Consider the following 23210-nt stretch of genomic DNA (forward strand, 5'->3'; position numbering starts at 1 on the left):
GGCGCTAGTGGCGCATATCAGGTGCAAGGATTGCCAGCAATTTTTCACGCCACGGCAAACCCTGTGGGAGCGAGCCTGCTCGCGAATGCGGTGTGTCAGTCAAAGATGATGTGGCTGACCCGACGCTTTCGCGAGCAGGCTCGCTCCCACAGGGATCCCGGTTGAACTCACAGCGGGCTATCGATTTGTTCAAGCATCCATTTCACAAAATCTCGCACCTTCGGCACTTCCGCCGCGTGTTCGGGGTAGGCCAGGTAATAGGCATCGCTGCTGGGCATCGCATGCTGCCAGGGTATGACCAGTTTGCCTTCGGCCAATTCCTCTTCCACCAGAAACCGTGGCAGCAGGGCCACGCCGCAGCCGACCTGGGCGGCACGGATGCACATGTAAAAGGTTTCGAAACGCGGCCCGTGGTAGCTGTGCTCGGTGTGGTAGCCCTGGCTGTCGAACCAGTCGTGCCAGGCCTGCGGTCGCGAGGCATTCTGCAACAGCACCAGGTCGGTGAGTTGCGTCGGGTCAGTGAATGGCGTGTCCGGCAGGCTGCTCGGGGCGCAGACTGGCACCAGTTCTTCGCCGAACAATTTCAGGCATTCGGTGCCCGGTCGCGAAGCCTGGCCGAAATAGAAGGCCAGATCGCTGCGCCCCTGCAACAGATCATCGGCTTCCTGCTCGTTGCACAGATCCAGATGAATCGACGGATGGCGCAGGCGCCAGCCTTTCAGGCGCGGCACCAGCCAACGGGCGCCGAAGGTCGACGGAGTGGAGACGCGCAGGACTTCGGTTTCGCCGCCGTAGGAACGCAGGTAATGCGTCGACATCTCCACTTGGCTGAGGATTTTTCTGACCTCGACCAGATACAAATCCCCGGCCGGTGTCATCTGCAAGCGCCGTCGCACGCGGCGGAACAACAAATGCTGCAACAGTTCTTCAAGCTGTGCGACCTGTTTGCTCACCGCACTCTGGGTCAGGTTCAGCTCTTCGGCAGCGCGGGTAAAACTCAGGTGCCGAGTCACGGCCTCAAAGCATTGCAGCGCGGTGATTGAGGGCAAGTGGCGTTTGTTCAGCATGGCCAGTCCTTTTTCTTGTCGTTCTATACGCAGCATGAATAAACGGAATGATATCTGGCGTAAAGGTCGTTTGTTGCATCGCCGCAGTGACGCTACAACTAAAGGCCTGCCCGGCCGCTGAAACGACGGTCGCACACATTCTGTTTTTGCTTGAGGAGAGACCGATGGTAGCCGCATTGCTTGATCGTCTGGGAGTCAACCCGGCCCTGTACCAGAACGGCAAAGTGCCGGTGCATTCGCCCATCGACGGGAGCGAAATTGCCTCGGTGAACTGGGAAGGCGCTGCCGAAGTCGAGCAGCACATCAGTCGCGCAGATCATGCATTCGAGCACTGGCGCAAGGTGCCGGCGCCGCGTCGCGGTGAACTGGTGCGCCAGTTCGGCGAAGTGTTGCGCGAGTACAAGGCTGACCTCGGTGAGCTGGTGTCGTGGGAGGCCGGCAAGATTACTCAGGAAGGTCTGGGTGAAGTGCAGGAGATGATCGACATCTGCGACTTCGCCGTCGGCCTGTCGCGCCAGTTGTACGGTCTGACCATCGCCTCCGAGCGCCCGGGCCACCACATGCGTGAAACCTGGCATCCGCTTGGTGTGGTCGGGGTGATCAGCGCGTTCAACTTCCCGGTCGCAGTGTGGGCGTGGAACACCACCCTGGCGCTGGTCTGCGGCAACCCGGTGGTGTGGAAACCGTCGGAGAAAACCCCGCTGACCGCGCTGGCCTGTCAGGCGCTGTTTGATCGCGTAGTGAAAAATTTCAGTGATGCCCCACCGAGTCTGTGCCAGGTTGTGATCGGCGGTCGCGATGCCGGCGAAGCGCTGGTTGATGATCCGCGTGTTGCGCTGATCAGCGCGACCGGCAGCACGCGCATGGGCCGCGAAGTGGCGCCGAAAGTAGCCGCGCGATTTGCCCGCAGCATTCTCGAACTGGGCGGCAACAACGCGATGATCCTCGGCCCGAGCGCCGACCTGGACATGGCGGTGCGGGCGATTCTGTTCAGCGCCGTCGGTACCGCCGGGCAACGCTGCACGACATTGCGTCGGTTGATTGCTCATGAGTCGGTCAAGGAAGAAATCGTCACCCGCCTCAAGGCGGCCTATTCGAAGGTACGCATCGGCCATCCGCTGCAAGGCAATCTGGTCGGCCCGCTGATCGACAGGCACAGCTTCGAAAACATGCAGGATGCGCTGGAGCAAGCGCTGAGCGAAGGCGGTCGGGTGTTTGGTGGCAAGCGCCAACTGGAAGAGCAATTCCCCAATGCCTACTACGTGTCGCCGGCCATCGTGGAAATGCCCGAGCAGAGCGACGTGGTCTGCAGCGAAACCTTCGCGCCGATTCTCTACGTGGTCGGCTACAGCGATTTCGAGGAAGCGCTGCGCCTGAACAACGCCGTGCCGCAAGGCCTGTCATCGTGCATCTTCACCACCGACGTGCGCGAGGCCGAGCGGTTCATGTCGGCGGTCGGCAGTGACTGCGGCATTGCCAACGTCAACATCGGCCCGAGCGGTGCGGAAATCGGCGGTGCCTTTGGTGGCGAGAAAGAGACCGGCGGCGGCCGTGAATCCGGCTCCGATGCCTGGCGCGCGTACATGCGCCGGCAAACCAACACCGTCAACTACTCGCTGGAATTGCCGTTGGCGCAGGGCATTACATTCGACTGACGAAGCTTGATGCGATTGCCCTGTGGGAGCGAGCCTGCTCGCGAATGCGTCAGGTCAGTCGACACTGATGTTGGCTGATTTACCGCTTTCGCGAGCAGGCTCGCTCCCACAGGATCTGCACTGTGTTTGTTGGGTTTCTGTTGGAGTCTGGCAATGCCGTTACGCGAAGAATGTCTGTGGGAAACGCTCACGCCACAACGCCCGGATAACACCGCGCTCAAGGGCGAGGTCAAGGTCGATGTCTGCGTGATCGGCGCCGGGTTCACCGGGTTGTCGGCGGCGCTGCATCTGTTGGAAAAAGGCAAAAGCGTCTGCGTGCTGGAGGCTCATCGTGCAGGTCATGGCGGTTCCGGGCGCAACGTCGGGCTGGTCAACGCCGGCATGTGGATTCCTCCGGACGAGATCGAGGCCGGTTTCGGCGAGGCGGTCGGCAGTCAGCTGAACCGCATGCTCGGTGCGGCGCCGGCGCTGGTGTTCAGCCTTGTGGATAAATACAACATCGATTGCCAATTGCGCCGCGAAGGCACTTTGCACATGGCGCACAACGCCAAGGGCGAGGCGGATCTGCGCAGTCGCGAGCAGCAATGGAAACGTCGTGGCGCGCCGGTCGAACTGCTGACCGGCAAGTCCTGCGAGCAAGCCACCGGCACGCAGAAAATCGCCGCCGCGTTGCTTGACCGCCGCGCCGGCACGCTCAATCCGATGGCCTATGTCACCGGGCTGGCCACTGCCGTGCGCGGGCTCGGCGGGCAGATGTTCGATCATTCGCCAGTGACTCGCCTTGAGCGCATCGGGCAGAACTGGTCGGTGCAGACCGCGCAGGGTTCGGTACTCGCTGAACAAGTGGTCATCGCCTCCAATGCCTATACCGAAGGCGACTGGACCGAGCTCAAGCGCAATTTCTTTCCCGGCTATTACTACCAGGTCGCCTCGGTGCCCCTCAGCGAAGACGCTGCGCAAGAAATCCTCCCGGGCGGGCAGGGCTCGTGGGATACCCGTCAGGTATTGAGCAGCATCCGTCGCGATAAGGATGGGCGCCTGTTGCTCGGCAGCCTCGGCAATGGCAATCAGAAACCGACCTGGTTTCTCAAAGCCTGGGCCGATCGGGTGCAGCAGCATTATTTCCCCAATCTGAAGCCGGTCGAGTGGGAATGCACCTGGACCGGGCGCATTGCGTTTACACCTGATCACCTGATGCGTCTGTTCGAACCGGCGCCGGGGCTGGTGGCCGTCACCGGTTATAACGGTCGCGGCGTCACCACCGGCACGGTGGTCGGCAAAGCCTTCGCCGATTACCTGTGCAACGGCGATGCGCAGGCGCTGCCGATTCCCTTCGCACCGATGCAGCCCCTGGCCGGTGTGGGCTTGCGCAGTTGCCTGTACGAGGCCGGATTTTCCCTGTATCACGCGGGCCAGTGCCTGCGCATCGTCATTTGAGTGTTGAAAATTGTTGCCGCAAGCGGCGCTTTTGCATCCAGCGACTAGCCTGTAATGGTGCGGGTTGTAGCAGTCCCGCACCAGCAGTGTGCAGTTCGGTGACGCGGGCTGTTACAGGCTGGTTGCACGTCGTTTGCCGCTGCGGTTGCAATGATGGCGCGTGCGGGTTGCGCCTGAAAAAACAAATGGTTTCACCTTCCGCGGTTTAGACGGTTGCACGCCCAATGAAAATGGGACCGAAACAGTCGAAATAACAACAACGCAGCGACTTTTTGAAGAATAAAAAACCGATGGCACGGGCCTTGCTCTGAGCTTTGAGTGAAGTGAAGTCGCAGTGCCAACTAAAAAAAACCTTGGAGCACCACCTCATGTCCCAGACGTTTTACAAGAAAGGCTTTCTGGCCCTCGCAGTCGCTACTGCGCTGGGTGTTTCTGCGTTTGCTCAAGCTGATATCAAGATCGGTGTAGCGGGTCCTATGACCGGTGCCAACGCGGCATTCGGCGAGCAGTACATGAAGGGTGCACAGGCGGCGGCCGATGCGGTCAACGCGGCGGGCGGCGTCAATGGGGAGAAAATCGTCCTGGTCAAAGGCGATGATGCCTGCGAACCGAAGCAGGCAGTGACGGTCGCCAAGGACCTCACCAACCAGAAGGTCGCCGGTGTGGTCGGGCACTTCTGCTCCTCGTCGACCATTCCAGCGTCCGAGATCTACGACGAAGCCGGGATCATCGCGATCACTCCGGGCTCGACCAACCCGCAGGTGACCGAGCGTGGCCTCAGCGCCATGTTCCGTATGTGCGGACGTGACGACCAGCAAGGCATCGTCGCCGGCGACTACATCGTCGACATGCTCAAGGGCAAGAAGGTTGTCGTGCTGCACGACAAGGACACCTACGGCCAAGGCCTGGCGGACGCCACCAAGGCTCAGTTGGAAAAACGCGGCGTCAAGCCTGTGCTGTACGAAGGCCTGACCCGTGGCGAGAAAGACTTCAGCACCATCGTCACCAAGATCCGTGGCGCCGGCGCCGATGTCGTCTACTTCGGCGGCCTGCACCCGGAAGCCGGTCCGCTGGTTCGTCAGCTGCGTGAGCAAGGCCTGAAAGACGTCAAGTTCATGTCCGACGACGGCATTGTGACCGACGAACTGGTGACCACCGCTGGCGGCCCGCAATTCACCGATGGCGTGCTGATGACCTTTGGCGCCGACCCGCGCCTGTTGCCGGAAAGCAAGACCGTAGTGGACGCGTTCCGCAAGGCCGGCACCGAGCCTGAAGGCTACACCCTGTACGCCTACGCCTCGGTTCAGACCCTGGCGGCAGCGTTCAACGGCGCGAAGAAAAACGACGGCGAAGCCGCTGCCAAGTGGCTGAAGGCCAACCCTGTGAAAACCGTGATGGGCGAGAAGACCTGGGATGCCAAGGGCGACCTGAAAGTCTCCGACTACGTGGTTTACCAGTGGGACAAGGACGGCAAATACCACCAGCTGGAAAAGCAGAAGTAAGGGCTGAAGCGATCATCTGATTACCACCGATCCCCTGTGGGAGCGAGCCTGCTCGCGAAGACGCACTGACAAACAACCTCTGCGTTGAATGTTCAACCGCTTTCGCGAGCAGGCTCGCTCCCACAAAGGGGTTCCGTGTGGTCAGGGCTGATCACGCTCCGACATTGCTCCGACGTACATCTGTATTTTTCCTAGAAGAGCCGCGCGCCATGGGCGCGCAGGTTCTCACTGCGTGAGATTGCGTTATGGATGGTATTTTCCTGCAGCAACTGGTCAATGGCCTGACCCTCGGGTCGGTCTATGGCCTGATCGCCATCGGCTACACAATGGTCTATGGCATCATCGGCATGATCAACTTCGCCCACGGCGAGGTTTACATGATTTCCGCTTACCTGGCGGCAATCAGTCTGGCTCTGCTGGCTTACTTCGGTATCGAATCCTTCCCGCTGCTGATGCTCGGCACGCTGATCTTCACCATCGTCGTCACGGCGGTGTATGGCTGGGTCATCGAGCGTGTTGCCTACAAACCCCTGCGTAACTCGACCCGCCTGGCGCCGCTGATCAGCGCTATCGGTATTTCGCTGATTCTGCAGAACTACGCACAGATCGCTCAGGGCGCCAAACAACAGGGCGTGCCTACGTTGCTGACCGGTGCCTGGCGTGTTGAAGTCGGCACCGGCTTCGTGCAACTGACCTACACCAAAGTCTTCATCCTGATCGCCGCGTTCGTCGGCATGGGGCTGCTGACCTACGTCATCAAATACACCAAGCTCGGCCGCATGTGCCGCGCGACCCAGCAAGACCGCAAGATGGCCTCGATCCTGGGGATCAACACCGACCGGGTGATTTCCTATGTGTTCATCATCGGTGCAGCCATGGCGGCACTGGCCGGTGTGCTGATCACCATGAACTACGGCACGTTCGACTTCTATGCCGGCTTCATCATCGGCATCAAGGCGTTCACCGCAGCGGTGCTTGGCGGCATCGGTTCACTGCCCGGTGCAATGCTCGGCGGGATCATCCTCGGTATCTCCGAGTCGCTGTTCTCCGGTCTGGTCAACTCCGACTACAAAGACGTGTTCAGTTTCTCGCTGCTCGTCCTCGTACTGGTCTTCCGGCCGCAGGGCCTGTTGGGCCGTCCTCTTGTGTCGAAGGTGTAAGCGATGTCTGCAACCACTGAAAAATCCATCGATATCAAAAAAAGTCTGGTCGAGGCGATTCTTGCCGGCCTGATTGCGCTGATCGTGTTCGGCCCGATTGTCGGCGTGGTCCTCGACGGCTACAGCTTCAACCTCGAAGCGACACGCGTGGCGTGGATCATTGCCATCGTCATGGCCGGTCGCTTTGCCCTCAGCCTGTTCCTGCAAACCCCCAAGGGCCTGAAGATCCTCGACGGATTCGAGAGCACTGGTTCCGGCGTGCACGTGCTGCCGGCGGACTACAAATCGCGGCTGCGCTGGATCATCCCGCTGATCATTGTGCTGGCGATCATCGTGCCGTTTGTTTCCAACTCCTATCTGCTGGGCGTGGTCATCCTCGGGTTGATCTACGTGCTGTTGGGGCTGGGGCTGAACATCGTGGTCGGCCTGGCCGGGCTGCTCGATCTCGGTTACGTGGCGTTCTACGCCATCGGTGCCTACGGTCTGGCGCTGGGTTACCAATATCTCGGGCTGGGTTTCTGGACGGTGCTGCCGCTGGCGGCGATCACCGCAGGCCTGGCCGGCTGCATTCTCGGTTTCCCGGTGTTGCGTCTGCACGGTGACTATCTGGCGATCGTGACCCTGGGTTTCGGTGAAATCATTCGTCTGGTGCTGAACAACTGGCTGTCCCTGACCGGCGGCCCGAACGGCATGCCGGCGCCACTGCCGACGTTCTTCGGCCTGGAGTTCGGCAAGCGGGCGAAGGATGGCGGGGTGCCGTTTCACGAGTTCTTCGGCCTGACCTACAACCCGGACGTGAAGTATTACTTCATCTACGCGGTGTTGTTCCTTGTGGTGCTGGCGGTGCTGTACGTCAAGCATCGGCTGGTGAAGATGCCGGTCGGTCGCGCCTGGGAAGCCCTGCGTGAAGATGAAATCGCCTGCCGTTCGATGGGTCTCAACCACGTCCTGGTCAAGCTCTCGGCGTTCACCATCGGTGCGTCGACGGCGGGTCTGGCCGGGGTGTTCTTCGCCACCTATCAAGGCTTCGTCAACCCGACCTCGTTTACCTTCTTCGAATCGGCGCTGATCCTCGCCATCGTCGTGCTCGGCGGCATGGGCTCGACCATTGGCGTAGTCATCGCCGCATTCGTGCTCACCGTCGCCCCGGAACTGCTGCGCGGCTTTGCTGAATACCGCGTGCTGCTGTTCGGCATCCTGATGGTGTTGATGATGATCTGGCGACCACGCGGGCTGATTCGCATCAGCCGCACCGGGGTCAAACCACGCAAAGGTGCCATTCACTACGAGAGGACTGCGCCGTGAGTGAAGTCGTACTCTCTGTTGAAAAACTGATGATGCATTTCGGTGGCATCAAGGCTTTGAGTGATGTCAGCCTGAAGGTCAAACGCAATTCGATCTTTGCCCTGATCGGCCCCAACGGCGCCGGCAAGACCACGGTGTTCAACTGCCTGACCGGGTTCTACAAGGCCACGGGCGGCAAGATCGAACTCAACGTGCGCGGCCGGCAGACCAACGTCATTCAGTTGCTGGGCGAGTCGTTCAAACCGACGGATTTCGTTTCGCCGAGATCCTTCCTCAGCCGCATGTACTACAAAATGTTCGGTGGTACTCACCTGGTGAACCGTGCCGGCCTCGCCCGTACGTTCCAGAACATTCGCCTGTTCAAGGAAATGTCGGTGCTGGAAAACCTGCTGGTCGCGCAGCACATGTGGGTCAACCGCAACATGCTCGCCGGTATTCTCAACACCAAGGGCTATCGCAAGGCCGAGAGCGATGCGCTGGATGTCGCGTTCTACTGGCTGGAAGTGGTCGATCTGGTCGACTGCGCCAACCGTCTGGCCGGTGAACTTTCGTACGGCCAACAACGCCGTCTGGAGATCGCTCGGGCCATGTGCACACGGCCGCAGATCATCTGCCTCGACGAACCGGCCGCCGGCCTCAATCCTCAGGAAACCGAAGCGCTCAGCGCGATGATCCGGCTGCTGCGCGACGAGCACGATCTGACCGTGGTGCTGATCGAACACGACATGGGCATGGTCATGAGCATTTCCGATCACATCGTGGTTCTCGACCACGGCATCGTCATCGCCGAAGGCGGGCCGGAAGCGATCCGCAACGATCCGAAAGTGATCGCAGCCTACCTGGGCGCCGACGAAGAGGAGCTGGTATGAGCCAACCGATCCTCGAACTGCGCAATCTGGACGTGTTCTACGGCCCCATTCAGGCGCTCAAAGGCGTTTCCCTGCAGATCAACGAAGGCGAGACCGTCAGCCTGATCGGCTCCAACGGTGCCGGCAAGTCGACCTTGCTGATGTCGATCTTCGGCCAGCCGAGAGCGGCGGGTGGGCAGATTCTCTATCAAGGCGTCGATATCACGCAGAAGTCCTCGCACTACATCGCCTCCAACGGCATTGCGCAGTCGCCGGAAGGGCGCCGGGTGTTCCCGGACATGACCGTCGAGGAAAACCTGCTGATGGGCACCATCCCGATTGGCGACAAGTACGCCAAAGAGGACATGCAGCGCATGTTCGAGCTGTTCCCACGGCTTGAAGAACGGCGCAATCAGCGGGCGATGACCATGTCGGGCGGTGAGCAGCAGATGCTCGCCATCGCCCGTGCGTTGATGAGTCGGCCGAAGCTGTTGCTGCTCGATGAACCGAGCCTGGGCCTGGCACCGATTGTGGTGAAGCAGATTTTTGCCACCCTGCGTGAACTGGCGAAAACCGGGATGACCATTTTCCTGGTGGAGCAGAATGCCAACCATGCGCTGAAGCTGTCGGACCGCGCGTATGTGATGGTCAACGGCGAGATTCGCCTGACCGGCACCGGTAAAGAGTTGTTGGTGAATGAGGAGGTGCGTAACGCCTATCTGGGCGGGCACTGATTTCTCGCGGTTGTACACAGCCCTGGCGACGAGAGTCCCGGGGCTTTTTTATCCCTCAAACTCACCATATGTCTGTGTAGGAGCTGCCGGAGGCTGCGATCTTTTGATCTTGAGAAACAAAATCAAAAGATCGCAGCCTTCGGCAGCTCCTACATGGAATCAAGGCATGACATCAAGCGGAATTCAGAATTGTGGAAAACAAATTCCCCAAGCTGCCAAAGCGCGACATATAGACGCTGCAAATGGCTGTTTTTCCACAGTTTTGACTTGTCCCCGGTTACTGTGGAGCTGGCTGTGAATAACGTGGGTGTATCTGGCTGCACGCCTTGTAAACCGTGGCTTGTATGGGTGTGGTTGTTTTTTGATCAGGCATTTTTGCAGGAGTGGACCGCGTGGTTGTCAACCTTTTTCTGGGGAGCAGAGACGTAGCAAATCTATGTGGGCAATCCTGTGGATAAGTCTGTGACTAAACTCTGGAAATACCTCGCTGAGGGCCGTAATTGCTGGCCTCGCGCAATCACCCGGTTGCACCGTCCGTCGTGCAAAATGCCCTGTCCCGCACATCCTCCGCTTCACGGTCAAGCAAAAAACTTTCCATTTCGCCCGCAAAGCCTTGTATGGCGCGGCTTTGCGCGTTTGCACTTGCCCCCGGAAACTGTGGAGCAGACTGTGGATAACATGCGTGCACATGGCTACAGGCCACGCGGGCTATGGCCTTGGCATGTCTGGTTGATTTTTGTACAGCTGGCAAGTGTTGCCCGTATCCGCGAGGGCGGGCATGCTGCCTGCTGATTTTCTATTCCAAGGGCTGCCGTGGCGGCCGAAGCAAGGAGAACACGATGTCCGACACCCTGTTTATCACCGGCGCGACGTCCGGTTTTGGTGAAGCCTGTGCCCGGCGTTTTGCCGAGGCTGGCTGGAAGCTTGTTCTCACCGGCCGTCGTGAAGAGCGCCTCAATGCCCTGTGCGCCGAACTGTCGAAGCAGACCGAAGTGCACGGTCTGGTGCTCGATGTGCGTGATCGCAAGGCGATGGAGGAGGCGATTGCCAACCTGCCGCCGACGTTCGCCAAACTTCGTGGCCTGATCAACAACGCTGGCCTGGCGCTCGGCGTTGACCCTGCGCCGAAATGCGATCTGGATGATTGGGACACCATGGTCGATACCAACGTCAAAGGCCTGATGTACGCCACTCGCTTGCTGCTGCCACGGCTGATCGCCCACGGCCGTGGCGCCGGCATCGTCAACCTCGGTTCCATCGCCGGCAACTATCCGTACCCGGGCAGCCACGTGTACGGCGCGAGCAAAGCCTTCGTCAAACAGTTCTCGCTGAACCTGCGTTGCGACTTGCAAGGCACTGGCGTGCGTGTCAGCAACATCGAACCCGGCCTGTGCGAAAGCGAGTTCTCGCTGGTACGTTTCGCCGGTGATCAGGAACGCTACAACGCCACTTATGCCGGCGCCGAACCGATCCAGCCGCAAGACATCGCCGAGACGATTTTCTGGGTGATGAACACCCCGGCACACATCAACATCAACAGCCTGGAGCTGATGCCCGTGAGTCAGACCTGGGCCGGGTTTGCCATCGAGCGTAACAAGGCTTGATACCGCGTTGACGCCATTCGCGAGCAGGCTCGCTCCCACATTTTCAAGTGCGGTGCCTGTGAGAGCGAGCCTGCTCGTTGAGGCCAATCGCTGGCAAGCCAGTTCCCACAGGATCACCGATGGACACTTATCTTGTGAGTGACTCGGTCTCTGTGGGAGCTGGCTTGCCAGCGAAGAGGGCGGCACAGGCAAACCAAGTCGATAAGCTAAACTCCTCACTCAACCACCAGGCCGCACCCCGCGGCGCTCAAGGTTTCATGAGGCGTTCAAGTGAGTAACCGAGGTGAGCAGGCACTGCTCAAACAGTCGACGCTGCTGATGCTGGCGGTGTCGATTGCCGGGATCGTCACCGGGTTTGTTTCAGGTTCGCAATCCATCCTGTTCGATGGCTTTTTTTCGCTGATCGCGACATTTATCAAAATCCTGATGCTGATCACCGCCCGGCTGATTGCCAAGCAAAGCAATCAGCGTTTCCAGTTCGGCTTCTGGCATCTGGAACCGATGGTGCTGCTGATTGAAGGCAGCTTCCTGCTGCTGATTGCCATCTATGCATTTCTCAACGGCGTGTTCGGCATCATCAATGGTGGCCGCGATATCGAGCTGGGTCTGGTGATCGTCTACGCGGCGGTGTTCAGCGTCGTCGAGTTCGCCTACTTCTTCTACGTACGCCGCCGTAATCGCACGCTCAAATCCAGCCTGATCCAGTTCGACAACATCAGTTGGCTGGTCGACGCGATGCTCTCGGTGGGCTTGTTGATCAGTTTTCTCGCCGCGCTGCTGCTCAAGTCCCAGGGCTATGGCGAGTGGGCGGTGTATGTCGACTCGCTGATCCTGATCGTGCTGGCGCTGACCATGCTGCCCCCGGCGTTGAAGATCCTCGGCCCGGCCTTGCGTGATGTGCTGGGTATTGCCCCCGATACGCTGGATGATCAGGTACGGCAGGTGATGGAGTTGGCGAAGGTCGAGCATGGTTTCGACGATTACGTGTCCTACGTGCAAAAGCACGGTCGGGCGCGGTTCATCGAAATTCATGTGGTGTTGCCGGCCGATTATCCGCTGCGCGATGTCGCACAGCTGGATGCCTTACGTGAGCAGATATCGGCGCAGTTGGGCGAGCCGGATGCGGCGCGCTGGTTGACGATCAGCTTCACCGGGGACAAAAAGTGGATTGCCTGATGACCGCGTAACGGCATTCGCGAGCAGGTGAATGCATTTCAAGCTGTGGGAGCGAGCCTGCTCGCGAAGGCAATCGTTCGGTCAACGCAGATATTCAGCCAAACCGTGATAGCAGGTCGCCAAATGATAAGGCGTGGTCGACGGCATGTCCTTGCGGCTGACCTCTCCATTCTCATCGCGACACTCATGCCAGCCGCCGGCATGCAGAAACCGCTGCTGCAGCGCCTGCAACTGGCGCAGCACCACCGCTTCGCTGTCCGCCCGCAACGTCAACGCGCGCAGGTATTCGGCCTGAGCCCAGATGCGCTGGGTCGAGTCCCTTGGACGGCCATTGCCTTCCAGATCAAGCATCGCCCGAACCGCGCCGCAGGACTCCAGTACGCCGTACTGCTCGGTAAAGGCAAATGCCCGATCCAGCGCCCGGTGCAGTTTCGAATCGCGCAACAGCGGCGAGGATTCGAGCAGGAAATACCATTCGAACTGGTGCCCCGGCTCGTACCAGTTATCCACAGCACCCAGCGGCTTCTCCATCAACACGCCATATTGCGGGTCGACGAATTGCTTGTGCATGGCTGTGCATAACTCAAGCAGGGCTTTTTGCGTGTGCGCGTCTTCGCGTACGGCGAGAGTCGCGAGAAAGGCTTCGGCCAGATGCATCAGCGGGTTCTGCAGCGGGCCGGTTTGCAGGGTGAGCCAGTCGCGCTCGAGGCAGGCTTCGTACAAACCGTCACCGGTGGCGAACCGGCGGCCGATGATTTCAAGCGCGGCGTTGAGTGTCGATTCGGCCAGCGAATCCCGGGACTTGCCCCAGTAATGCGCGCAGGCAAACAGAATGAAGGCGTGAGTGTAGAGATCCTTGCGCTGGTCCAGCGGCTTGCCCTGTGCATCGATGCTGTAGAACCAGCCGCCATGCTCGGCATCATGGAAATGCCGTTGCAGAGAACGAAACAGCGCGGCGGCGCGGACGTCGGCATCATCCACAACCCCGATCAGGCTGGAGAACAGATACAGCTGTCGTGCGCAGGCCATCGCCCGATAGCGTTGCGCTGGCAGCGGTTGATGCGCAGCGTCCAGCGCCTCGTACGGCAACGCCATGTCGGCATTCCAGCCCGGGCCTTGCCACAGCGGCACGATCACGTCGAGGAAGTGCTGCTGCACTTGGCCAAACAGGGCGGTCAATTCGGGCGAGGCGGTGGAGCGGGAAGCATGGGGCATGGGCGGGCGTCACGGGCTGGGGCGATTGCGCGACATGGTAGCAGAGAGCACTGCTTGAGAGAGGCGGTGTCTGTCAGGCCGTCTTCGCGAGCAGGCTCGCTCCCACAGTGGATTTGCAGCGTACACAAAACCTGTGGGAGCGAGCCTGCTCGCGAAGAGGCCGGTTCAGGCAATAAAAAATCAGCCTGCCAACAACCACACCCCAGTCGCCGCCGAAGCCGCACCCGCCAACCGCACCAGCGGCGCCGCTGCCTGCGGCAACACGCGGACCACGCCATAACCGAGCGCATGCAAAACAGCTGTCGCCGCGACAAACCCGGTCGCATACGCCCACGGGCTGCTCATTTCCGGCAACTCCAGCCCATGCGCCACGCCATGGAACAGCGCAAACAGCGCCGTCGCTGCCACCGCCATCACCAGTGGCGGACGCACGGCCAGTGCCACGGCCAGGCCCAGCGCCAAGACCGAGGCGGCAATCCCGCTTTCCAGCGCCGGCAACTGCAGCCCTTCAAAACCGAGCAAACCGCCCAGCAACATGGTGCCGACAAAGGTGCACGGCAGCGCCCAGCGCGCCGCGCCTTGTTGCTGCGCCGCCCATAAGCCGACGGCGAGCATTGCCAGCAAGTGGTCGAGCCCGCCGATCGGGTGGCTGATGCCCGCGACGAGGCCGCTGTCGCCATGCCCCGGGTGAGCGAAGGCCAGTGCCGGTGTCAGCAGCAACGCCAGAGCGCCAAGAATACGTTTGAGTGTCATGGATAAGCTTCCTTGTTGATAAGTGGATCAGGCGGCGGTCAGCAGGCCCTGGCGTTCGATGAAGGCAATGATTTCTTCGAGGCCCTGACCGTTTTTCTGGTTGCTGAACACGAACGGCTTGCCGTTGCGCATGCGTTTGGTGTCGCTGTCCATCATTTCCAGCGAAGCGCCCACCAGTGGCGCAAGGTCGATCTTGTTGATCACCAGCAGGTCGGACTTGCAGATCCCCGGCCCGCCCTTGCGTGGCAGCTTGTCGCCGGCGGAAACGTCGATCACGTAGATGGTCAGGTCGGACAGCTCGGGGCTGAAGGTCGCTGAAAGGTTGTCGCCGCCGGACTCGACCAGAATCAGATCCAGCCCCGCAAAGCGCCGGTTCAGTTGATCGACCGCTTCAAGGTTGATCGAGGCGTCTTCGCGGATCGCCGTGTGCGGGCAACCACCGGTTTCCACGCCGATGATGCGTTCCGGCGCAAGGGCTTCGTTGCGCACCAGAAAATCGGCGTCTTCGCGGGTGTAGATATCGTTGGTAACCACGGCGAGGTTGTAACGCTCGCGCAGGGCCAGGCACAGGGCCAGGGTCAACGCGGTCTTGCCGGAACCGACCGGGCCGCCGATGCCGACGCGCAGAGGTTGTGTGTTCATGTGATTCTCCAAAGTAGACGGGCCCTAGGAACGGAACAGACGGCTGTACTGGCGCTCATGGGCCATGCACGCCAGGGACAGGCCGAAAGCGGCGCTGCCGATGTGTTCGGGATTTATGCGGATCGCATCGTGCTGCGCCTGTTGCAGCAGCGGCAGCAGTTCGCTGGTCAGGCGCTGGGCGGCTTGCTGGCCCAGCGGCAGGGTTTTCATCAATACGGCGAGCTGGTTTTCCAGCCAGCTCCACAGCCATGCGGCGAGGGCGTCCTGCGGGCTGATGCCCCAGGCCCGCGCGGCCAGTGCCCAGCACAGGGCCAGATGCGGTTCTGTGATCTGTTCAAGAAAGTCGCGAGCGGGCGCATCGAGTTCTGGTAAACCGTTGAGCAGTTGCTGCAACGAGTAGCCCATCTGCCGGCTCTCCAGATGCAGCTCACGGGTTTCACGACTGGCACGATGACTTTCGCAAAGTTGCCGCAGTTCGGCCCAGTTTTCATCGGCTGCGGCTTGGCAATGCGCCAACAGCAGCGGCGCTTCGAAGCGGGCGAGATTGAGCAGCAGTTGATCGCTGATCCAGCGGCGGGCGGCGTCAGGGTTGTGGACCCGGCCGTTATCCACCGCCATTTCCAGACCCTGGGAATAGCTGTAGCCGCCAATCGGCAATTGCGGACTGGCCAGACGCAGCAGCGCCCAGGCCGGATTCACAGGCGCACGCCGAACTGATGGAGTTTCGGCGCGTAGTTGAAGTCTTCGTCACCGTGGCGGGAATGATGATGGCCGCCGCCGTAAGCGCCGTGTTCCGGCTGGAACGGCGCTTCGATAGCCTCGACCCGGGCGCCGAGCTGTTCGAGCATCGCTTTGAGCACGTAATCGTCGAGCAGGCGCAGCCAGCCGTCGCCGACTTGCAGGGCGACATGGCGGTTGCCGAGATGGTAGGCCGCGCGAGTCAGTTCGAACGCATTGGCGCACGTGACGTGGAGCAGTTGTTCGGGACGGGCGCAGACGCGCACCACACGGCCGTCTTCAGCCTGCAGACATTCGCCGTCATACAGCGGTGGCTGGCCGCGCTCCAAAAACAACCCGACGTCTTCGCCTTCGGCACTGAAACAGCGCAAACGGCTTTTGCTGCGCGCTTCGAAGGTCAGGTGCAACTCAGCGGCCCAGACGGGTTGAGGTTCGATTCTGCGATGAATCACCAGCATCGGAAAGCTTCCAGCAATGAACGTTGATTGGGCTAGAGCAAGCGCCGCGCCAATCGGGCGATGTGTAGGAAATAGCTGTCGGCGCGTGCCTGATCTTTCAACAGGTGCGGGGATTCTGAAAGGTTTTGGTGCATGAAGGATTTGTCATGCACCAAAGCGAGGCCATGGCGGATGTTCAATGTGGGAGCGAGCCTGCTCGCGAATGCGCCGTGTCAGACAGATGTATTCAACTGACCCAGCGCTTTCGCGAGCAGGCTCGCTCCCACAGGGGATTTGTGGGGTAGCAGAGAGAGGAGGGAGTTACTCGGTACTGCCCAGCCCTTGCCAGTGCTTGAGGCCGATGAAGATGAAGCGCAGTTGCTGGGTGATCTTCGCCTGCGGGGTCAGATGCTCCGGCAAGGCTTCGGCGGGCGGGTCGATGATGTCGGGGAGGGTGGCGAACACCGATTTGACGATCAGGTCGGCCATCACGCTGAGCCCGGCGATGTCCAGATGTTGCAGCTTGGGCATCAGCGCCAGGTCCGCCGCGAGGTCGGCGCTGATGTTCTCGCGCAGGCGTCCGATCGCTTGGCGCACCGGCAGCGAGCCGCCGTATTGTTCGCGGGCGAGAAACAGGAATTGCGAGCGGTTGGCGTTGACCACATCAAGGAAGATGCGCACCGAGGCATCGATGATGCCGCCCATGACGAACTCATTGTGACGCACCAGGCGGATGGTCTCGCGGAAGGTCTGGCCGACTTCGCTGACCAGCACCAGACCCAACTCGTCCATATCGGCGAAGTGCCGGTAGAAACCGGTGGGCACGATGCCGGCGGTCTTGCTCACTTCGCGCAGGCTCAGGCTGCCGAATCCTCGGCCGCTTTCCATCAGGTGGCGGGCAGCGTCCATCAGGGCGTTGCGGGTCTGTTGTTTCTGTTCGGCGCGGGGCAGCATCGCAGGGTGTGTTCTTCGGCAGGACAAGCGCCGCACTCTAGCAAATCGGCTTTGTCGGCGTCGAACGGGGAGTCGTGCAGCGAGGGTTTTACAGAAGCTGAAAAGTCAAAAGCCCAATCCGCTGATTGGGCTTTTTTGCCGGGCCGTCATGGGCTCAGCTCAATTTGCTGTTGCGTTCGATCACACGGTCACCACCGCCTTCAGCGAGGGCTTGACCCAGTGGAGTTTTATCGAAGCCGTCATCAGCCAGGGTCTGGCCCTGTGGAGTGCGATCGGAACCATCGGATGCGAGGGTCTGGCCTTGTGGGGTGCGCTCGGTACCGTCGGATGCGAGAGTTTGGCCCTGTGGGGTGCGCTCGGTACCGTCGGAAGCGAGGATCTGACCTTGTGGTGTGCGATCCGAACCGTCCTGGACCAGGCCTTTCTCTTCGAGGCGATTGCGACCGTTTTCAGCCAGGGCCTGGCCTTGTGGGGTGCGATCCGAGCCGTCTTGAACCAGACCTTTTTCTTCGAGGCGGTTGCGGCCGTTTTCAGCCAGGGTCTGACCTTGTGGAGTGCGCTCGGAACCGTCGGAAGCTACGGTCTGACTGAGCACCGAGTGGCTCGATTTGAGTTGCGGAGTAGCCTGATCGGCTGCGGGCAGGGCGAAAGCAGTGCTGGCTAGCATCGACAGGGTAAGGCTGAGCAGTAATTGGCGTTTCATGATAGTGGCTCCTTGGGAGGGCGATAAAGTGGGTACGAGGGCAATGCTACTCTCGATAAGTCGATATAAAAGTTCATAAACGCAATGGTAATAATCAACAGAATTGATTGTTCGGCGCGAAGGCTCTAGATCGGGCCTTTGCGGGCGACGGTTTTGCACCGTCGTGGGTATTTTCGACTCACTCGTGCCTCGCAAAAGTGCGGGTCGCGGTAACACTGCTCGACCGATCGGTCAGATTTGCCGGGCTTTTTATGGCTTAAACTGCCTTTCAATTAAACCTGCGGGCCTTTCGCCAGTCACAGACTGCATAGGGGCCGCTTCGGTCTGCCGTTTCAGCTGTGCGTCGGGTAGTCGGCGTGCGGTCGTGATCAGGAGCTTTGTGCATGACGCGCACTGGAAAAATCTTCAGCTGGACCTTCGCCATCCTCGCGCTGCTGCTGGCAGCCTTGATCCTGATCATCGTGTTTTTCGACTGGAACCGGATCAAGCCCACGATCAACGCCAAAGTCTCGGAAGAACTGCACCGGGCGTTTGCCATCAATGGCAACCTCGCGGTGATCTGGCAGCGCGAGCCGCAAGAGGGCGGCTGGCGCGCCTGGGTGCCGTGGCCGCACGTGGTCGCCGAGGACTTGAGCCTGGGCAACCCGGACTGGTCGAAGCAGCCGCAGATGGTCACCCTCAAACGCGTCGAACTGCGCATTTCGCCGCTGGCCTTGCTGGCTCAGCGCGTGGTGATTCCGCGCATCGACCTGACCGAGCCGAATGCCGAACTGCAACGTCTGGCCGATGGCCGCGCCAACTGGACGTTCAAGTTCGACCCCAAGGACCCGAATGCCGAGCCATCCAACTGGGTGGTCGATATCGGCGCGATCGGTTTCGACAAGGGCCACGTGACCCTCGACGACCAGACCCTGAAGACCGATCTCGATGTACTGATCGACCCGCTCGGCAAACCGATTCCATTCAGCGAAATCGTCGGCGATAAAGCGGCGAAAACTGCTCAGGACAAGGGTGGCGCACCGCAGGACTATGCCTTTGCACTCAAGGTCAAAGGCCAGTATCACGGGCAGAACCTCACCGGGCAGGGCAAGATCGGCGGGCTGCTGGCCTTGCAGGACGCGAGCAAGCCGTTCCCGTTGCAGGCCCAGGCGAAGATCGGCGACACCCGTATCGAACTGGCCGGCACCCTGACTGACCCGCTGAATCTCGGCGCCCTCGACCTGCGCTTGAAGCTGGCTGGCGACAGCCTCGGCAATCTCTATCCGCTGACCGGCGTGACCCTGCCGGACACCCCACCGTATTCCACCGACGGCCACCTGATTGCCAAGCTGCATGACGAGGCCGGGGCGAAATTCACATATGAAAAATTCAACGGCAAGATCGGCGACAGTGATATCCACGGCGACCTGACCTACGTGGCCAGCCAGCCACGGCCGAAGCTCACGGGTGCGCTGCTCTCCAATCAATTGCTGTTCGCCGACCTTGCACCGTTGATCGGCGCTGATTCCAACACCGAGCAAAAGGCCCGTGGCGGCGCGAGCAAGCAGCCAGCAGACAAAGTCCTGCCGGTGGAAGAATTCAAGACCGACCGCTGGCGCGCCATGGATGCCGATGTCGAGTTCACCGGCAAGCGCATCGTCCACAGCGAGAAGCTGCCGTTCAACGACCTCTATACCCATCTGAAACTCAACGATGGCGAGCTCAGCCTGGAGCCGCTGCGCTTTGGTGTCGCCGGCGGCACGCTGGATGCGCTGATTCGTCTCAATGGCCGCACCGAGCCGCTGGAAGGCCGGGCGCGGTTGACCGCACGCAAATTCAAACTCAAAGAACTGTTCCCGACCTTCGAGCCGATGAAGACCAGTTTCGGTGAGCTCAATGGCGATGCCGACATCAGTGGCCGTGGCAACTCCGTGGCCAAGCTGCTTGGCGGCGCCAATGGCAATCTGAAGATGTTGATCAATGACGGCGCGATCAGCCGCGAGCTGATGGAATTGGCCGGGCTCAACGTCGGTAACTACGTGGTCGGCAAGATCTTTGGCGACAAGGAAGTGAAGATCAACTGCGCGGCGGCGGATTTCGACATCAAGACCGGCCTGGCGACCACGCGGCTGTTTGTCTTCGATACCGAGAACGCGATCATCTACATCGATGGCACAGCGAACATGGCCACCGAGCAACTCGATCTGACCGTGACCCCTGAGTCCAAAGGCTGGCGTCTGATTTCCCTGCGCTCGCCGCTGTATGTGCGCGGCAAATTCATCAAACCAGATGCCGGCGTCAAAGCCGTACCGTTGATGCTGCGTGGGGCGGGGATGGTTGCATTGGGCGTGATTGCCGCACCGGCGGCGGGGTTGCTGGCGCTGGTGGCGCCGAGCGGTGGCGAGCCGAATCAGTGCGCGCCGTTGCTCGAGCAGATGAAGCAGGGCAAGGCACCGGTGACCGTCAAACCCAGCAAGTAATGCGGCGTCTCTGAGGGCGCCTTCGCGAGCAGGCTCGCTCCCACATTCGAACGCATTCCTTCAATTGAAATACGTTCCAGTGTGGGAGCGAGCCTGCTCGCGAAAGCGGTGTGACGGGATTACAGATCGTTGAGGATGTCCGCCATGTCGTCGGCGTGTTCTTCTTCCTGGGCGAGGATGTCTTCGAAGATGCGGCGGGTGGTCGGGTCCTTGTCACCGATGTACTGAATGATCTCGCGGTAGCTGTCGATGGCGATGCGCTCGGCTACCAGATCTTCGTAGACCATTTCCTTGAGCGTGTTGCCCGCTACGTATTGCGCGTGGGACATCTTGCTCAGCAGGTCGGGGTTGAACTCCGGCTCACCGCCCAGTTGCACAATACGCTCGGCGAGGCGATCGGCGTGCTCGGCTTCCTGGTTGGCGTGCTCGAGGAATTCGTCGGCGGCGACGTTGGCTTTCAGGCCGCTGGCCATGAAGTAGTGGCGCTTGTAGCGCAAGGTGCACACCAGTTCGGTGGCCAGCGACTCGTTGAGCAAACGCAGTATTTCTTCACGGTTGGCGTTGTAACCCTCGGTGACCGCGCCGTTTTCCACGTGTTGCCGCGCGCGCTCGCGCAGGGTTTGAACATCAGACAAATGCAGGTCACTCATTTCATTCTCCTGGAGGCTAATCCGATAGGCGCCACGTTCTGAAGACGCGGTCGCTACTCAGGGTGTGAGTCTTGAGCGAAGCGAAAAGTTTTATACGATTTATGCCGTACTCCGTGCAGGAACTGCTGAAGACTGCGATGTCGGCGGGGCAAACCGGTTTCGGTGGAACGGATGCTGGCGGACTGGAATAGGCCTATCGTTGAGTTGTCATCGTCGAGGTGGATGCTTGGCGGGCGTCTTGCACGTCTGGCATCCACTCACCGCACACAAGGATGTAACCCATGTCGACACGTTATCCACTGGTGCTGGTGCCGGGCATGCTCGGCTTCGTCCGGCTGGTGCTTTACCCGTATTGGTTCGGCATCATCAAGGCCTTGCGCCGTGGTGGTGCGACGGTGGTCGCGGTGCAGGTTTCGCCACTCAACTCCACTGAGGTGCGCGGCGAGCAATTGCTGGCGCGGATCGAGGAAATCCTCCGCGAGACCGGGGCGCAGAAGGTCAACCTGTTCGGCCACAGCCAAGGCGCATTGACCGCGCGGTATGCGGCGGCGAAGCGCCCGGATCTGGTCGCCTCGGTGACTTCGGTGGCCGGGCCGAATCACGGCTCCGAGCTGGCCGATTATCTGGAAAAGCACTATCCGGCAAGCAGCGCCAAAGGGCGCGTGCTCGAAGCGCTGTTGCGCCTGGTCGGCTGGGTCATGGCGTTGCTTGACACCGGTTATCACGGGCCGAAACTGCCGGTGGATATCCACGCTTCCCACCAATCGCTGACCACGGCGGGCGTTGCACTATTCAATCAACGTTATCCACAAGGGCTGCCGGAAACGTGGGGCGGGCAGGGGCCGGAAGAGACCAATGGTGTGCGCTATTACTCCTGGTCAGGGACGCTGCAACCGGGCAAGACCGATCGTGGCGGCAATCTTTTCGACGGGACCAATCGCAGTTGCCGCTTGTTCGCCAAGACCTTCGTCCGCGAGCCCGGGCAGTGCGATGGGATGGTCGGGCGTAACAGCTCGCATCTGGGCACGGTGATCGGGGATGACTTTCCGCTGGATCATTTCGACATCGTCAATCAGTCGCTGGGGCTGGTGGGCAAAGGCGCGGATCCGGTAAGGCTGTTTGTCGAGCATGCGGCGCGGCTGGAGGCTGCAGGGTTATAGCAGCAAACATCAAGATCAAAAGATCGCAGCCTTCGGCAGCTCCTACAGGAACCGCATTTCAAGGTAGGAGCTGCCGAAGGCTGCGATCTTTTCAATCAGGCGGTACCGACCCGCCGGCCCAGCACCGTGGTCCAGCGCTCCGACAAAACCACCCCGCCCAGGGTCAGCAATCCGCCCACCAGGTGATACATCGCCAACTGTTCCTTCAACACCAGCGCCGCAATCAACGCAGTAATCAATGGCAGCAGATTGAAGAACAGCGTCGTCCGGCTCGGCCCCAGTCGTTGCACCGCCTGCATCCACGCCAGAGGCGCGACCATCGAGGCCAGCAGACACGCATACAGCACCAGCGGCACGTTCTGCAGATTCAAACCGGTCTTCGGCGACACCGCGAACAGCGGAAACAACACCACAATCGCCACCAGCACCTGCAAGTACAGCAACACCAGCGGCGGCAGGCGCAGTTGCCACTTTTTCAGCAGCGTGCTGTAGACCGCATAGGCCAGCGTCGCGACCAGCATCATCGCGTCACCCATGTTGACCCCGTGTTGCAGCAGCGCACCGAGGCTGCCGGACGACACCACCACCAGCACGCCAGCAAACGACAGCACTGCACCGACCAGGGCGCCAGCGGTCAGGCGCTGGCCGAGGCTGATGATCGCCATGGCCAGCGACATCAATGGCATCAGCGAGAGAATGATGCCCATGTTGGTCGCGGTGGTCAGTGTTGCGGCGAAATAGGCGAGGCTCTGATACACCGCCATGCCGAGTACGCCGAGGACGAAAGTCCGCCGCAGATTCGGCCGAATCTGCGGCCAGTGCGCGATCACTCTTGTGAGCATGAATGGCGTGAACAGCACGCCGGCGAGCAGCCAGCGGTAAAAACCGATCTCGGCCGGGAAGATCGCGCCGACCGCCAGTTTGTTGATCACGGTGTTGCCGGCCCAGATGAAAATCGCCAGCAGGGGAAACGCGTATTGCATGGGACAAAACCAGAACGTTGATGAAGCG

21 protein-coding genes are annotated in these 23210 nt (G+C 60.5%); 11 read left to right on the top strand and 10 right to left on the bottom strand.

Going from position 1 to position 23210, the window contains the following annotated elements; all coding sequences use genetic code 11:
- Positions 1-167: 167 nt before the first annotated feature.
- Positions 168-1067, bottom strand: a complete 900-nt coding sequence (locus AB4N53_RS22620) for a LysR family transcriptional regulator (RefSeq protein ID WP_460123451.1) — start codon at positions 1065-1067, stop codon at positions 168-170.
- A 164-nt stretch (positions 1068-1231) separates the two neighbouring features.
- Here AB4N53_RS22620 and amaB point away from each other — a divergent pair, with 164 nt between their 5' ends.
- The 9 genes from amaB (at position 1232) to AB4N53_RS22665 (ending at position 12488) form a co-directional block, all read left to right on the top strand.
- The gene (amaB, locus tag AB4N53_RS22625) at positions 1232-2722 is read left to right on the top strand and encodes an L-piperidine-6-carboxylate dehydrogenase (protein WP_024011383.1); all 1491 of its coding nucleotides are present in this window, start codon (positions 1232-1234) and stop codon (positions 2720-2722) included.
- Positions 2723-2875: 153 nt separating this feature from the next.
- Positions 2876-4159, top strand: a complete 1284-nt coding sequence (gene amaA, locus AB4N53_RS22630) for an L-pipecolate oxidase (RefSeq protein ID WP_460123456.1) — start codon at positions 2876-2878, stop codon at positions 4157-4159.
- A 368-nt stretch (positions 4160-4527) separates the two neighbouring features.
- Positions 4528-5661 carry an ABC transporter substrate-binding protein gene (locus AB4N53_RS22635; RefSeq protein ID WP_041480713.1) on the top strand — a complete coding sequence of 378 codons (1134 nt, stop codon included), beginning with the start codon at positions 4528-4530 and terminating at the stop codon, positions 5659-5661.
- Positions 5662-5906: 245 nt separating this feature from the next.
- Positions 5907-6821 (top strand): ABC transporter permease subunit, encoded by a 915-nt coding sequence (locus tag AB4N53_RS22640; protein ID WP_016771918.1) that lies wholly within the window; start codon positions 5907-5909, stop codon positions 6819-6821.
- A gap of 3 nt (positions 6822-6824) precedes the next feature.
- Positions 6825-8126, top strand: a complete 1302-nt coding sequence (gene livM, locus AB4N53_RS22645; RefSeq protein ID WP_024011385.1) for a high-affinity branched-chain amino acid ABC transporter permease LivM — start codon at positions 6825-6827, stop codon at positions 8124-8126.
- Positions 8123-8995, top strand: a complete 873-nt coding sequence (locus tag AB4N53_RS22650) for an ABC transporter ATP-binding protein (protein WP_460123461.1) — start codon at positions 8123-8125, stop codon at positions 8993-8995. Before livM ends, AB4N53_RS22650 begins: the two co-directional genes overlap by 4 nt.
- Positions 8992-9708: an ABC transporter ATP-binding protein gene (locus AB4N53_RS22655; protein WP_016771915.1), complete on the top strand. Its 717-nt coding sequence runs from the start codon at positions 8992-8994 to the stop codon at positions 9706-9708. The genes AB4N53_RS22650 and AB4N53_RS22655 overlap by 4 nt, the downstream gene beginning before the upstream one ends.
- Before the next feature lie 839 nt (positions 9709-10547).
- Positions 10548-11312: an SDR family oxidoreductase gene (locus AB4N53_RS22660; RefSeq protein ID WP_460123464.1), complete on the top strand. Its 765-nt coding sequence runs from the start codon at positions 10548-10550 to the stop codon at positions 11310-11312.
- A 270-nt stretch (positions 11313-11582) separates the two neighbouring features.
- Entirely contained in the window at positions 11583-12488 is a 906-nt protein-coding gene (locus AB4N53_RS22665) for a cation diffusion facilitator family transporter (RefSeq protein ID WP_460123467.1), read from the top strand.
- Between the two features lie 81 nt (positions 12489-12569).
- On the opposite strand, the gene AB4N53_RS22670 is transcribed toward AB4N53_RS22665, so the two are convergent.
- From AB4N53_RS22670 to AB4N53_RS22700, 7 genes are all read right to left on the bottom strand, one after another.
- Positions 12570-13703: an AGE family epimerase/isomerase gene (locus AB4N53_RS22670; protein WP_460123470.1), complete on the bottom strand. Its 1134-nt coding sequence runs from the start codon at positions 13701-13703 to the stop codon at positions 12570-12572.
- A gap of 180 nt (positions 13704-13883) precedes the next feature.
- Positions 13884-14456: a HupE/UreJ family protein gene (locus tag AB4N53_RS22675; RefSeq protein ID WP_460123473.1), complete on the bottom strand. Its 573-nt coding sequence runs from the start codon at positions 14454-14456 to the stop codon at positions 13884-13886.
- Between the two features lie 27 nt (positions 14457-14483).
- Positions 14484-15098, bottom strand: coding sequence for an urease accessory protein UreG (gene ureG / locus AB4N53_RS22680; RefSeq protein WP_460123476.1), 615 nt, complete (start codon positions 15096-15098; stop codon positions 14484-14486).
- Positions 15099-15122: 24 nt separating this feature from the next.
- Complete coding sequence (locus AB4N53_RS22685; RefSeq protein WP_460123479.1) at positions 15123-15797, bottom strand: urease accessory protein UreF; 675 nt, start codon at positions 15795-15797, stop codon at positions 15123-15125.
- Positions 15794-16294 carry an urease accessory protein UreE gene (ureE, locus tag AB4N53_RS22690; RefSeq protein WP_460123482.1) on the bottom strand — a complete coding sequence of 167 codons (501 nt, stop codon included), beginning with the start codon at positions 16292-16294 and terminating at the stop codon, positions 15794-15796. Before ureE ends, AB4N53_RS22685 begins: the two co-directional genes overlap by 4 nt.
- A 300-nt stretch (positions 16295-16594) precedes the next feature.
- The gene (locus AB4N53_RS22695) at positions 16595-17227 is read right to left on the bottom strand and encodes a TetR family transcriptional regulator (RefSeq protein ID WP_039756961.1); all 633 of its coding nucleotides are present in this window, start codon (positions 17225-17227) and stop codon (positions 16595-16597) included.
- Positions 17228-17381: 154 nt separating this feature from the next.
- Positions 17382-17930, bottom strand: a complete 549-nt coding sequence (locus AB4N53_RS22700) for a hypothetical protein (RefSeq protein ID WP_460123485.1) — start codon at positions 17928-17930, stop codon at positions 17382-17384.
- 383 nt (positions 17931-18313) lie between these two features.
- Here AB4N53_RS22700 and AB4N53_RS22705 point away from each other — a divergent pair, with 383 nt between their 5' ends.
- Positions 18314-20389 carry an AsmA family protein gene (locus AB4N53_RS22705; protein ID WP_460123488.1) on the top strand — a complete coding sequence of 692 codons (2076 nt, stop codon included), beginning with the start codon at positions 18314-18316 and terminating at the stop codon, positions 20387-20389.
- 119 nt (positions 20390-20508) lie between these two features.
- Here the strand turns inward: AB4N53_RS22705 and AB4N53_RS22710 are convergent, their stop codons facing one another.
- Positions 20509-21039: a ferritin-like domain-containing protein gene (locus AB4N53_RS22710; RefSeq protein ID WP_460123491.1), complete on the bottom strand. Its 531-nt coding sequence runs from the start codon at positions 21037-21039 to the stop codon at positions 20509-20511.
- Positions 21040-21320: 281 nt separating this feature from the next.
- Here AB4N53_RS22710 and AB4N53_RS22715 point away from each other — a divergent pair, with 281 nt between their 5' ends.
- Entirely contained in the window at positions 21321-22199 is an 879-nt protein-coding gene (locus AB4N53_RS22715) for an alpha/beta fold hydrolase (RefSeq protein WP_460123495.1), read from the top strand.
- 95 nt (positions 22200-22294) lie between these two features.
- Here AB4N53_RS22715 and AB4N53_RS22720 read toward each other — a convergent pair whose 3' ends face one another.
- Entirely contained in the window at positions 22295-23182 is an 888-nt protein-coding gene (locus AB4N53_RS22720) for a DMT family transporter (RefSeq protein ID WP_460123498.1), read from the bottom strand.
- Positions 23183-23210: the final 28 nt, after the last annotated feature.

The organism is Pseudomonas sp. H3_E04 (assembly GCF_054668915.1).

What these genes read in the sequence shown, in the direction of transcription:
- AB4N53_RS22620 (WP_460123451.1), bottom strand. Translation starts at nt 1,067, where the DNA reads ATGCTGAACAAACGCCACTTGCCCTCAATCACCGCGCTGCAATGCTTT.
- amaB (WP_024011383.1), top strand. Translation starts at nt 1,232, where the DNA reads ATGGTAGCCGCATTGCTTGATCGTCTGGGAGTCAACCCGGCCCTGTAC.
- amaA (WP_460123456.1), top strand. Translation starts at nt 2,876, where the DNA reads ATGCCGTTACGCGAAGAATGTCTGTGGGAAACGCTCACGCCACAACGC.
- AB4N53_RS22635 (WP_041480713.1), top strand. Translation starts at nt 4,528, where the DNA reads ATGTCCCAGACGTTTTACAAGAAAGGCTTTCTGGCCCTCGCAGTCGCT.
- AB4N53_RS22640 (WP_016771918.1), top strand. Translation starts at nt 5,907, where the DNA reads ATGGATGGTATTTTCCTGCAGCAACTGGTCAATGGCCTGACCCTCGGG.
- livM (WP_024011385.1), top strand. Translation starts at nt 6,825, where the DNA reads ATGTCTGCAACCACTGAAAAATCCATCGATATCAAAAAAAGTCTGGTC.
- AB4N53_RS22655 (WP_016771915.1), top strand. Translation starts at nt 8,992, where the DNA reads ATGAGCCAACCGATCCTCGAACTGCGCAATCTGGACGTGTTCTACGGC.
- AB4N53_RS22660 (WP_460123464.1), top strand. Translation starts at nt 10,548, where the DNA reads ATGTCCGACACCCTGTTTATCACCGGCGCGACGTCCGGTTTTGGTGAA.
- AB4N53_RS22670 (WP_460123470.1), bottom strand. Translation starts at nt 13,703, where the DNA reads ATGCCCCATGCTTCCCGCTCCACCGCCTCGCCCGAATTGACCGCCCTG.
- AB4N53_RS22675 (WP_460123473.1), bottom strand. Translation starts at nt 14,456, where the DNA reads ATGACACTCAAACGTATTCTTGGCGCTCTGGCGTTGCTGCTGACACCG.
- ureG (WP_460123476.1), bottom strand. Translation starts at nt 15,098, where the DNA reads ATGAACACACAACCTCTGCGCGTCGGCATCGGCGGCCCGGTCGGTTCC.
- ureE (WP_460123482.1), bottom strand. Translation starts at nt 16,294, where the DNA reads ATGCTGGTGATTCATCGCAGAATCGAACCTCAACCCGTCTGGGCCGCT.
- AB4N53_RS22695 (WP_039756961.1), bottom strand. Translation starts at nt 17,227, where the DNA reads ATGCTGCCCCGCGCCGAACAGAAACAACAGACCCGCAACGCCCTGATG.
- AB4N53_RS22700 (WP_460123485.1), bottom strand. Translation starts at nt 17,930, where the DNA reads ATGAAACGCCAATTACTGCTCAGCCTTACCCTGTCGATGCTAGCCAGC.
- AB4N53_RS22705 (WP_460123488.1), top strand. Translation starts at nt 18,314, where the DNA reads ATGACGCGCACTGGAAAAATCTTCAGCTGGACCTTCGCCATCCTCGCG.
- AB4N53_RS22710 (WP_460123491.1), bottom strand. Translation starts at nt 21,039, where the DNA reads ATGAGTGACCTGCATTTGTCTGATGTTCAAACCCTGCGCGAGCGCGCG.
- AB4N53_RS22715 (WP_460123495.1), top strand. Translation starts at nt 21,321, where the DNA reads ATGTCGACACGTTATCCACTGGTGCTGGTGCCGGGCATGCTCGGCTTC.
- AB4N53_RS22720 (WP_460123498.1), bottom strand. Translation starts at nt 23,182, where the DNA reads ATGCAATACGCGTTTCCCCTGCTGGCGATTTTCATCTGGGCCGGCAAC.